Source organism: Desulfosarcina sp. (assembly GCF_041551955.1).
GTDB lineage: Bacteria > Desulfobacterota > Desulfobacteria > Desulfobacterales > Desulfosarcinaceae > Desulfosarcina.
Map to the genome: position 1 here is coordinate 1 of NZ_JBFELV010000128.1, position 12066 is coordinate 12066.

The 12066-nt window shown below is 56.2% G+C and carries 9 protein-coding genes; 4 read left to right on the forward strand and 5 right to left on the reverse strand.

Going from position 1 to position 12066, the window contains the following annotated elements; all coding sequences use genetic code 11:
* Positions 1 to 207: 207 nt before the first annotated feature.
* The 4 genes from ABYV26_RS11635 (at position 208) to ABYV26_RS11650 (ending at position 6588) form a co-directional block, all read left to right on the forward strand.
* Positions 208 to 954 carry an N-acyl homoserine lactonase family protein gene (locus ABYV26_RS11635; protein ID WP_372681169.1) on the forward strand — a complete coding sequence of 249 codons (747 nt, stop codon included), beginning with the start codon at positions 208 to 210 and terminating at the stop codon, positions 952 to 954.
* A gap of 508 nt (positions 955 to 1462) precedes the next feature.
* Entirely contained in the window at positions 1463 to 3871 is a 2409-nt protein-coding gene (locus tag ABYV26_RS11640; RefSeq protein WP_372681171.1) for a 3-hydroxyacyl-CoA dehydrogenase NAD-binding domain-containing protein, read from the forward strand.
* Between the two features lie 12 nt (positions 3872 to 3883).
* A complete protein-coding gene (locus ABYV26_RS11645) occupies positions 3884 to 5068 on the forward strand; it encodes an acetyl-CoA C-acyltransferase (RefSeq protein ID WP_372681173.1) in 1185 nt (394 codons plus the stop codon).
* A 428-nt stretch (positions 5069 to 5496) separates the two neighbouring features.
* Entirely contained in the window at positions 5497 to 6588 is a 1092-nt protein-coding gene (locus tag ABYV26_RS11650; protein WP_372681175.1) for a 3-deoxy-7-phosphoheptulonate synthase, read from the forward strand.
* 10 nt (positions 6589 to 6598) lie between these two features.
* Here the strand turns inward: ABYV26_RS11650 and ABYV26_RS11655 are convergent, their stop codons facing one another.
* From ABYV26_RS11655 to ettA, 5 genes are all read right to left on the reverse strand, one after another.
* Positions 6599 to 7234, reverse strand: a complete 636-nt coding sequence (locus ABYV26_RS11655; protein WP_372681176.1) for a LysE family transporter — start codon at positions 7232 to 7234, stop codon at positions 6599 to 6601.
* A gap of 70 nt (positions 7235 to 7304) precedes the next feature.
* Positions 7305 to 7934 (reverse strand): DUF4126 domain-containing protein, encoded by a 630-nt coding sequence (locus ABYV26_RS11660; RefSeq protein WP_372681178.1) that lies wholly within the window; start codon positions 7932 to 7934, stop codon positions 7305 to 7307.
* A 32-nt stretch (positions 7935 to 7966) separates the two neighbouring features.
* Positions 7967 to 9301: a YihY/virulence factor BrkB family protein gene (locus tag ABYV26_RS11665; protein ID WP_372681179.1), complete on the reverse strand. Its 1335-nt coding sequence runs from the start codon at positions 9299 to 9301 to the stop codon at positions 7967 to 7969.
* A 43-nt stretch (positions 9302 to 9344) separates the two neighbouring features.
* Complete coding sequence (locus ABYV26_RS11670; RefSeq protein WP_372681181.1) at positions 9345 to 9935, reverse strand: nucleoside deaminase; 591 nt, start codon at positions 9933 to 9935, stop codon at positions 9345 to 9347.
* A gap of 65 nt (positions 9936 to 10000) precedes the next feature.
* Positions 10001 to 11683: an energy-dependent translational throttle protein EttA gene (ettA, locus tag ABYV26_RS11675; RefSeq protein ID WP_372681183.1), complete on the reverse strand. Its 1683-nt coding sequence runs from the start codon at positions 11681 to 11683 to the stop codon at positions 10001 to 10003.
* Between the last annotated feature and the right edge of the window lie 383 nt (positions 11684 to 12066).

Here is a 12066-nt window from a genome sequence, read left to right on the forward strand (position 1 = left end):
ATAAGCCAAATGTCAATGTCGAATGAATCACAGCGGCGTTTGGTTTGCGGGCCTGCCCCGCCTGTCAGTTACCATTTATAGGGGGAGAGGGGGGTACTGTCAACACGCCAGAGGCGTCTGGGTTAAATGCGTTGACGTGAAAAAGCATATGCCCTAAAATTGAGTTTGACCCATTTCGCATTTGTCCGATACCAAGGAGGCCAGCCGGTGAGCCAGTACCGCATTCATCCCATCGTCATGGGAACCAAGCAGTTCGACAAGGGCATGATGACCTACCAGCAGGATTACGGAAAACCATATACCATTCCCATCTATTGCTGGTACCTGGAGGGCGGGGACCAAACGATTCTCGTGGATACCGGCGAGATGCATCCTGTGCAGTCTGACGATCGAATCAAGGCCATCGGCGGGCGGATCTATACGTTCGAAGAGGGTTTGGCACTACATGGCCTGACGCCGGAGCGCGTCGATATGGTGATTCACACCCACCTTCATAACGACCATTGCGAAAACGATTACAAATGCACCAATGCGAAGATCTTCGTCCACCCGAAAGAGATAGCACGCATCCATGACCCCCACCCCCTCGATTTCAGGTATGTGGAAGACTACATCGAGGAGGTGGAGAATAACGGCCAGATTCGACTCGTTGAGACTGACGGGGAAATTGCCGATGGCATCCGGGTCATGCACACGCCGGCCCACACCGAAGGTGGCCTGACCGTGCTGGTTGAAACGGCCGGCGGCACAGCAGCCATCACCGGATTTTGCGTGATTAACGACAACTTCTTCCCACCGAAGCAGATCCTGGCCATGGAAATGGACGTGATTCCACCCGGCACACATGTGAACGCATACGACGCTTACGACATCCTGATCGAGGTCAAGCAGATGGCCGATATCCTGTTGCCGCTTCACGAGCCGGCCTTTGCCGACGGCACGCCGATTCCATGACTGAATGTTCATTCATCAATTCCCATGTGTTGAGATTTCCCCTTTCGGCGTGTGACGTCTGCGCGCGGTCGAACATCTTCCCTTAAAACCCTTCCATATAATTGTTCAAATGGTGCAATTGATGGTTCTTTGACGGAAGACAGCGTGGGAAACGTTTTGTGCTTGACAGCCCGTTTACTCCTTTGGTAAATGAATGAACGTTCATTCATAAACGGTTTCATTTTCGCTCAGCCCTGTCCGGATTCATCGAGGCCTTGGTTAAACAATAAGTCCATAACTGTATCCAGAATCCAGCATTGTGTCCGGGATCTTGTTTGAACCCGGCAGGGAAGAGCGAATCCCCGGTCGTTTCCGGCACCGGCCATTTTATGGTGGCACCGGTCTCAGGCGGTGCCGGAGACCACCCCAAAGTGACGGGTGCCGCGCTGAAGTTCTTTTCGCGCGGGCGACACATGGTTTTCACGCGGTAAAACGACCTAAGGGCAACTCAAATCTGCAGGAGGATATTATGACCAGGAAAATCAGGAAGGCAGCGGTCATCGGCAGCGGCGTGATGGGCGGCGGCATTGCCGCGCTTCTGGCAAGCACCGGTGTGAAGACGCTGCTGCTGGACATCGTGCCGTTCGACCTAAAAGAAGCGGAAAAGACCAATCCAGTGGCCAGGAATAGAATCGCCAAGGCAGGGCTCGACACCGTCCTCATGTCCCGGCCGGCGCTGCTTATGCAGCCCAAGGATGCCGATCTGATCAGCATCGGTAATCTGGAGGACGATTTCGAGATGCTGGCACATTGCGACTGGATCGTGGAGGTGGTGGTCGAAAACCTCAAAGTCAAACAGGACCTGCTCAAACGGATCGAACCGGTGAGAAAGGCGGGGTCCATCGTTTCCTCCAATACCTCCGGCATTCCACTAAAACGCATGAGCGAGGGATTGAGCGACGAATTCAAGCAGCATTTTTTAGGCACTCACTTTTTTAACCCGGTCCGCTACATGAAATTGCTGGAGATCATTCCTGGTGAGGAAACCCTTCCTGAAGTGCTGGCATTCATGGCCGATTATGGAGAGCGGGTCATGGGAAAGGGTGTTGTCTGGGCCAAAGACACCCCCAACTTTGTGGGCAATCGCATCGGTGTTCAGGGCATGGTAAAAACCATACAGTTGATGCTGGAAGACGGCCTGACCATTCCCGAGGTCGATGCCCTTTTCGGACCGGCCATGGGGCGTCCGAAAACCGCCATGTTCAAGACCGCCGATCTGGTGGGCTTGGACACCCTTTTCCACGTGGCCAAGAACACCTACGACCTGGTGCCCGAGGATGAGGCCCGGGCTGATTTTGTGATGCCCGAATTTGTGAGCAAGATGATCGAAGGCAAAATGTTGGGCAAAAAGACCAAGGTCGGCTTCTACAAGACCGACCTGACCCCCGAATGGAAAAAAATCCGCAAAGTCATCGATCCGACCACCTTGGAGCATGCCGAATACGATAGCGTAGACCTTCCCTGCCTGGCTGCTGCCAAGGCTGCCAAATCCCTGCCGGAAAAGATGAAAGCGGTTGTCTTCGGCGACGACAAAGGTGCCCGGTTTGCCTGGAAAGCCGTTGCCTCCAACCTGATCTATGCGGCCAACCGAATTCCGGAAATTTCCGATACCATCGTGGAGATCGACAATGCCATGCGCTGGGGCTTCAACTTCGAAATGGGACCCTTTGAGACTTGGGATGCCATTGGCGTCGAGGACGCCGTCGCCAAAATGGAAGCCGAGGGCCTTGCGGTTCCCGAAGCCGTCAAATCCATGCTGGCGGCCGGCAACCACAGCTTTTACAAGTTGGAAAACGGCAATCTCCTTTATTACGATTTTTCCACCGGCAGCTACCAGTCGGTGAAAATCAGTGAAAACATTATCTCCCTGGCCGGCCTCAAAGCGGACGGCAAGACCGTCAAGGCGTGCAAGTCCGCATCCCTGGTGGATATCGGTGATGATGTTTTCTGCCTGGAGTTCCACACCAAGATGAATGCCATCAACGGCGAAATCGTCGACTTTATGGCCGAAGGGCTGGAATACGTGGATGCCAACGGCGCCGGTTTGGTGATCGGCAACCAAGCGGGCGGGATGCCTGGCGCATTTTCCGCCGGCGGTGACCTGGCCTTCATGGCCGGGTTGGCCAAGGAGGGCAAGTACGCCGAAATTGACGCGTTTCTGAAAAAAGGCCAGACTGGTATGCAGAAGGTTCGTTATGCCAGTTTTCCGGTGGTGGCCGCGCCTTACGGAATGACATTGGGCGGTGGCTGTGAAGTCTGTCTGGGGGCCGCGGACAAGATTGTCGCCCACAGTGAACTTTACATGGGCCTGGTCGAGATCGGCGTAGGACTGCTGCCCGGCGGCGGCGGATGTCTGAACTTGTGGAAGAAGATGACCAGCACGATCCCCGGGCCGGTGACAGACGTGGATCTGGCCAAATTCTTCATCCCCACCTTCATGGCCATTGCCATGGCCAAGGTCTCCATGTCGGCGGCAGAAGCCCGGGCCAACGGGTTTCTCGGCCCCACGGATCGGATTGTCTTCAATCGGGACTACCTTGTCGGTGAAGCCAAGAAAGAGGTTCTCAAGATGGTGGACGAAGGGTACGCACCACCAGTCAAGCGACCCATCCAGGTATTGGGTGCAGCGGCCCAGGGCATGATCGATGCCGAGCTGTTCAATATGCAGTCGGCCAAATTCGTCAGCGAATACGACGCTTTTCTGGCCAAGCGGATCGCCTATGTGATCAGCGGCGGCGACGTTCGTACCAACAGCACCATCGACGAAGAGGTCATCCTCAATCTGGAGAGAGAAGCCTTTGTCGATTTCTGGAAACAGGAAAAAACCGTAGCCCGCGTCGAGCACATGTTGAAGACGGGCAAGCCGCTAAGAAACTAAAGGAGGATCATAATGAGAGATGCATATATCGTATCGTCCGTGAGGACACCCGGTTGCCGGAGAGGCAAAGGGGCCCTGAAAGATACCCGTCCGGATGACCTGCTCGCCTTCATCATGAAAGCGGCAGTTGAAAAAACCGGCAAGCTGGAGCCCAAGGACATCGACGATGTCATGATCGGCTGCTCCTTTCCCGAGGCCGAGCAGGGCCTGAACATCGGTCGGCTGGCCACCCAGATCGCCGGTTTTCCCATTACCGTTTCCGGCGCCACCGTCAACCGTTTCTGCTCGTCGGGACTGGAAGCCATCGCTCTCTCCTCGCTGCGCGTCATGGCCGGCTGGTCAGAGGTGACCATGGGGGGGGGCGTGGAGTCCATGACCTACGTGCCCATGGGAGGTAATCTGCCCCGCCCGCATCCCGAACACGCCAAAGTCCACGCCGACCTGTACGCATCCATGGGAATAACGGCCGAGAACGTGGCCAACCGATATCAGGTGACCCGGGAGGATCAGGACGCCTTTGCCTACGAGTCGCAGATGAAAGCAGCCAAGGCCCAAAAGGAAGGGTGGTTTACCGAGATCGTGCCCACACCCGCAGCCAAGTATGTGCTCGAGGACAACGGCACCTACACGAAGGAAACCTTTATCCAGGATTTTGATGACGGTGTTCGGGCCACCACGACCAAAGAGGGCCTGGCGAAGCTACGCGCCGTATTTGCGGTTAACGGCTCGGTCACTGCTGGAAACTCGTCGCAGACCACGGATGGTGCGGCGGCAACCATGATTGCCAGTGGTGAAGCGGTGAAACAATACGGCCTTAAACCCATTGCCAAGCTGAAGATGTACACCACCGTCGGCTGCGCCCCGGACGAGATGGGGGTCGGACCGGCGGTGGCCATTCCCAAGCTGCTGAAACTGGCCAATATGAAAACCAGCGACATCGGTCTGTGGGAGATCAATGAAGCCTTTGCCTCGCAGGCACTCTACAGCATCCGTACTATTGGCATCGAGGATCAAATGGATCGCATCAACATCAACGGCGGTGCGATAGCTCTGGGTCACCCCCTCGGGTGCACTGGTGCCAAGCTGTGTGCCACGCTGCTGGCCAACATGCGGCGCAAAGGTGTGAAGTATGGTGTGGAGTCCATGTGCATCGGCGGCGGCATGGGCGCCGCCGCGCTGTTCGAATTATGCGATTGAGCCATAACCGACAGCGCATTCCCGCCGCTTGTCGACGGGAAGTGGAAATCCCGTTCTCGGGGTCGGAGCGAAGCAGCGGTCCCGCTCTTGGGTGCCGAGGGGAGGGATCATTCACCTGATGGGTTGTCGAGCAAAAAAAGGTCGCCCGTCGTGGCGGCCTTTTTTCATCCTGGGGTTTGCATCTTTGAAAACGGTGTGTTAAAGGCATATCATATTAAAAAGGTAGCCTTCATCATGTTTCAGTCGTCAGTCACCCGCGCAACTTATTTTAGTTTTTATTTTTACTTCAGTCGAGGTGCGCCTGTGGTCTGCTGAAACCGTGAAAATAGGAACATGCAAGAGCCGCCGGCGCAACCGCCCGCGGCTCTTTTTATTTGGTGGATACCCGCGCGACAAAACCCAATTTTTTACCGGAAAGGAAAATCAGCATGGATAAGACCTACGACATTCGTGTGGAAAAATTTGACCCGCTCATTTCGCCGTCTCAGTTGAAAGACCAGATCCCACTCAATGAAAACGCTCATCGCACGGTGGTGGAGGGACGCCTGGCCATCTCGAACATCTTGGACGGAACGGATTCACGGCTGCTGGTGATCGCCGGACCCTGCTCCATTCATGACGAGGCGGCGGCTTTGGACTACGCCCACCGGCTTAGGGCGTTGAGTGAAAGGGTCGCCGACACCATGCTGCTGGTCATGCGGGTTTACTTTGAAAAGCCCCGCACCAATGTGGGTTGGAAAGGATTGATCAACGATCCCTGGCTCAACGGCAGTTACGACATCAACGCCGGCCTTCAGAAGGCCCGCAGCCTGCTGGTCAAGGTAACCGAAATGGGTATGCCGACAGCAACGGAGATGCTGGACCCTATCGTCCCGCAGTATATTGCCGGACTGGTGTGCTGGGCGGCCGTTGGCGCACGGACCACCGAATCCCAGACCCATCGGGAAATGGCCAGCGGCCTTTCCATGCCCGTGGGATTCAAGAACTGCACGGACGGTGACCTCTCTACCGCCATCAATGCCATGATTGCCGCCGCTTCTCCCCAGCATTTCCTGGGTATCGATCCGGACGGCCAGACCTGCATCGTGAAGACCACCGGCAACCCCCATGCCCACATGGTATTGCGCGGTGGATCCCGACCCAACTACGATACCGTTAGCATCGAGGAGGCCAGGGCCATGCTGGCGGCCAAAGGCCTGACCAAGGCCATCATGGTGGACTGTTCGCACGACAATTCCAGAAAAAATTACGCCCTACAAGGATCGGTGTGGCAGGATGTGGTCAACCAGCGCATCGATGGAAACGACAGTATCATCGGCATGATGCTGGAGAGTAACCTGAAAGCGGGGAATCAGAAGAACACGGGCAACCTGGAAACCATGGAATACGGGGTTTCCATTACCGACGCCTGCATCGACTGGCAGACCACCGAGCAGTTGGTTCTCTCCGCGCACGAACAACTCGAAAGTCTCGGTCAATCCGTCGTCAACGGTGGCTTCGGGCGGTATAAGGTCGGGTAGGGCTGATCCGTTAAGCGATAAGTTTTTGCATACCGGACCAGGCGAACAGGCATGAGAAGACGATGAGGCAAACGGCACAGGTGCCAATCAAGATGCGGTAGCCCCGGTCGGATAGCAGTTTTCGGCCTTTCCAGATTGCAGTGGAAACGGCTGCATACCAGAACAGATCCCCCAGGATGTGGCCGGAGAAAAAGGCCACCACGCCCATGGTGCCGGCGTTCATGCTGTGAAGAATATACCCCAGGCCGATGGTCGCCCACCAGATGCTCCAGTAAGGGTTGACCAGGCTCATGACGATGCCGGAGAGGATCAGGTTTTTTTTTCTGGCCTGGCTGCCATCGGTGACCAGGGTCATGCCCGGCAGCGATTTTAACATGCCGATGCCCATCCACAGTAGAACTGCTGATCCGGCCAGGGCGATGACGATAAATACCGGTTCCATTTTTAGCAGCGGGGCCAGGCCCAAGATCAGGGCCAGAACCAAGGTCAGTTCCAGCAGCGCGTGACCGACAATGAGCAGCGGGCCGGTCATCACCCCTCGCCTGGAACTCTCGCTGATGGTGACGGTCAGCAGGGGGCCTGGCATGATGGCCCCGGAAAGGGCCACGATAAATGATGTCATAAAAAGGGTGATGAAAAGAGCCATTCTACTGTAATTTATCTTCTTTTTTCTGACTTAAAAATCGTAAATTTCATAATGAAGATGCTATCTTCGTTCAACTCAAAGGCGGTGCCGCCTGCCGAGGTGTGAACAGCTGCCTGATCTTTTCCGCCAGCAATTTTACTCCCCGCCACACTTTGGGCAACAGCCAGATCATCAGCAGGATGAATATACCCAAAAGGACGAGGAATACCCAGGGGTGATTCACCGCCGCCCAGATGCCGCCGATTACCATGATGTCTTCCACGATGGAGGCCGTCCAGTTGGTCAAGGGCTCCGGCGAGGAGTTGATGAGCAGTCGGGAGCCTGCTTTCATACCGTGGGTGCCGGCGGCCAGCGTCCCGCCCAAAAGGGCCGCCGCCAGGCCCACCGCGGGATTCAACTCACCCACGGCGCCGGCGGCCAGCAGCGCACCTGCAGGAATCCGGATAAAGGTGTGAACCGTGTCCCAGCCGGTGTCCACACCGGGCATCTTATCGGCGATGAACTCCACGGCGAACATCAGACAGGCGGCGCCGATGACCAACGGGTTGGCCAACACCTGCAGGTCCGGCGGCAGCGTCATGTTGCCGGTCACGCTTAAAATGCCCAAGGTGGCAATGGCCGCATAAAGGTTGATGCCGGCGGCCCAGGCGGCGCCCATGGTCAGGGCGATGATCCGGGTAATCTCGTTGACGTTTTCCATGATCGATGACCTCCGGTGAGTCCGGTTGAATTTCAGATATCCTTAAGCAGCCGGTTGGATGCCGATCGATCCAGTTCCGACCGCAATGTTGTCAGGGTTTCGGAAATCGTTTCCGCTTCCGGCAGATGGGGCAGCGGACCATCCTTGTTGCCAACATCTTCGAGCGCAGCCATGACGCTGTTGATCGACAGGCTGCCGATATCTCTGGCCGGCTGAAGCGCATGTCCATCGTCCGAATCACTGTCGATTCGGACCAGGACGTTTCCTTTTACCAGAAGATCGGAAAGGTTGTCCACCAGTGCCGGCGGCAGCGCCAGGTGATCGGCAATCTGCGCTGGCGTCTGAGCCGGCCGCCCCTGGTGAAATACTTTTACCACCTGGCGGCAGATCGTCAGGGCCAGCAGCCTGGTTCGGGAGATGCTCATCTCCAGATCGCCGGGCGTTTCATTCACATGCTCTGAATGCTGATAGGCATGAGAAATCTCAGCGCCGATGAGCACGATTAACCAACTGATCTGCAGCCACAGCAGGAACAAGGGAAGGGCGGCGAAGCTGCCGTAGATGGCGTTGTACTTGGCCACCATGATTTGAAAGTGAATGTAGGCAGCCTGGAGTACCTGATAAGCGGAGCCGGCGATGACACCGGCCAGCAGGGCGCCGTCGAAACGCACCCGGGTGTTGGGCATGATCATATAGGTAAGGGTGAACAGTATCCAGATAAGGGTGTACGGCAGGATTTTAAGGCCTACATAAATGGCTGGGCCCGCCATTTGCAGCACTTCGAACCGGCCGGAAATGGCCGACACCTGGGAAGTGATGAATACCGTGACGCTGCCGGACATGATTACCAGCACCGGGCAGACCAGCATGATGGTCAGGTAGTCGCTCAGTTTGCGAACAAAGGTGCGTGAGCGAACCCCCCAGATGTGATTGAAGGAACTTTCGATATTTCCGAGCACCTTGATGACGGCCCAGAAAAGGACGACGACGCCGATTCCGGCAATCATTCCGCCCTTGGTGTTGTTCAACATGTTCTGGGCGAATTCGATGACCTGGACAACCACCTCCTGCTGGGCGGAAAACTTGTCCAACAGCTCCTGCTGGAGCCGCCGTTCGAATCCGAATCCCTTGGCGATGCCGAATGCCATGGCAGCCACCGGCACAAGTGAAAGCAGCGTGAAAAAGGTCAACGCCGACGCACGCAGCGGGCCATGGTTCCGGGTAAATCCCTGAAATGACAGAATCACCGTTCGCATCAGGCGGATCATCAGCCACTGGATGGCCGGCTGCTCACTGCGGCGTGCCTGCCAGAGGGTGGTGGTGAAAAATCCGACTATTCGGGTCAACAGCCTCTTGATTTTTTCCATGGGCGTCAATCCGTCTGTTGGTGTTGGGTTGCCGGTTGACCGCTTATGGTTCGTTAGCCTGCCGGGCGTTGTAGACCAACCCGCCACGATCCACGTAATGCCTGAGCACGGCAACGGCGTCCCTTCTGGCGACATCTCGGATCACGGCGATGCCACGGTTTTCCAGGGCGGCGATCCAGTTGTTCGGTTTGGGGCCTTCGTCGAAGCCAATCTGGCGGGCATCGGCATCCCGGGCACCGCAAACCAGCCTCCGCACGCCAGACCACACCACCGCACCCAGACACATGGCACAGGGTTCGGTGCTGGAGACCAGTTCCATTACGGGCAGCCCCTTCCCTCCCAGGTCGTAGGTTCCCACGATCTTCTGCGCCAGCATGATGGCAGTGATTTCCGCGTGGGCCACCGAGCAGTTGCCGGGGATTACCATGTTGACACCCGGTGCCACCAGCCGACCCGACTGCATCTCAAAGATGCCTGCCCCGAAAGGACCGCCGGTGCCTGCATCCACGTTTTTGCTGGCCAGCTCGACCACCAGGGCCATGCGGCCCGCCACCGTGGAATACCTGCAATCCCTGTTGGAAAGGGCCGTGTCGATCCAGTCAGGCAGGGTTATTCCAACCGTTGGAAAAAGCATGGCTCATATGCATGGGAGAGGGATCTATAATCGTGTGAGCCCATTTCCCGGTTTAATTGATCGGCCTATCGCGTCAACTGTCGGTACTTAATGCGGTGGGGTTGATCCGCCGCCGCGCCCAGCCTTTTCTTTCGGTCTTGCTCATAGTCAGAGTAATTGCCTTCGAACCAGACCACTTGGCTGTTGCCTTCGAAGGCCAGCATGTGGGTGGCGATGCGGTCCAAAAACCAGCGGTCGTGGCTGATAACCACGGCGCAGCCACCGAAATTTTCCAAGGCCTCTTCCAGGGCCCGCATGGTGTTGACGTCCAGGTCATTGGTGGGTTCGTCCAGCAGCAACACGTTGGCGCCTGTTTTGAGCATGCGGGCCAGGTGCACGCGGTTGCGCTCGCCACCGGAAAGCATGCCCACCTTTTTTTGCTGGTCGGATCCAGAAAAGTTGAACCGGGCCACGTAGGCCCGGGAGTTGACTTGGCGATCGCCCAGTTCAATGGCATCCTGGCCGCCTGAGACCATTTCCCAGATATTTTTTTGCGGATCCAGCACATCGCGGCTTTGGTCAACATAAGCCAGGCTCACCGTCTCGCCGATATCAATCGATCCGCTATCCGGATGATCCTGACCGGTAATCATGCGAAACAGGGTGGTCTTTCCGGCTCCGTTGGGTCCGATGACGCCTACGATGCCGCCGGGTGGAAGGGAAAATTCCATGTTTTCCACCAGCAATTTATCCCCGTAGCCTTTGGTCACCCCCTTGGCCTGGATGACCAGGTTTCCAAGCCGGGGGCCGGGGGGGATGTAGATTTCCAGGTCCTTGGCCAGTTGCTCGTTCGCCAGATCCATCAATTTCTCGTATGAGGTGATGCGCGCTTTGGATTTGGCACGACGGCCCTTGGGGGCCATGCGGATCCATTCCAATTCCCGCTTGAGTGTTTTCTGGCGTTCGCTCTCCGATTTCTCTTCTTTGGCCAGGCGATTTTGTTTTTGCTCCAGCCAGGAACTGTAATTGCCCTTCCAGGGAATGCCGTGGCCGCGGTCCAGTTCAAGGATCCAGCCGGCCACGTTGTCGAGGAAATAGCGGTCATGGGTGACGGCGATAATGGTGCCGGCGTACTGTAGCAAATGCTGCTCCAGCCAGGCGACGGATTCGGCGTCCAGGTGGTTGGTGGGTTCGTCCAGCAGCAGGATGTCGGGTTTTTTGAGCAGCAGGCGGCACAGGGCCACCCGGCGCCGTTCGCCACCGGAGACAACGTTTACCGGGGTGTCTCCGGGGGGACATCGCAGGGCATCCATGGCCATCTCCAGCCGGGAATCCAGATCCCATGCATCCATGCTATCGAGCTTTTCCTGAACGTCACCCTGGCGCTGGATCAGTTTGTCCATTTCGTCATCGGACATGGGTTCGGCAAAGCGTTCATTGATTTGGTTGAATTCGTCCAACAGGTCGACGGTCTCTTGAACACCCTGTTGGACGATTTCCCGAACGGTCTTGGTTTCATCTACCAGCGGTTCCTGCTCCAAATAGCCGATGGTGTAGCCTTTGGAAAGGATAATTTCACCGTTGAATTCCTTGTCTACGCCGGCCATTATTTTGAGCAATGTGCTTTTACCTGAGCCATTCAGGCCCAGCACACCTATTTTAGCGCCATAAAAGTAACTCAGGGAGATATCCTTGATAACCGGCTTTTTGTCGTAGAACTTGCTGACGCGCATCATGGAATAGATGACTTTATTGGGATCGGTGCTCATCGATCGTTGTTCCTCTCAATCAAATGGTTGTATCGGGTAAAGATGGTTAATCAACACGATATCTTATCATAATTCGGGATAATTTGAACACGGATTTTAAAAGCGGCGAAAGGGGACGCAGATGCGCAGGCGTGAAACGTTGGAAAAGAAGACCCGGAACCGCCGTTCAAAGGCGTCCGGGCCTTTTTTAGATCCCATGTCCTTGGTACACCAGTAAAAACCGTATTTTGACGGGTTTTTTACGAACCCGCCATCTTTTATCCCTCGAACATGCCGGCGCGAAAGGCCTTGAGGTAGTTCATGCAGAAGTTGTCGCGGCCGGCCAACGCCTCGGCGGCGATGATCGTGGCCATCATGCGCTTGTCCAGCGGGTTGATGATCGC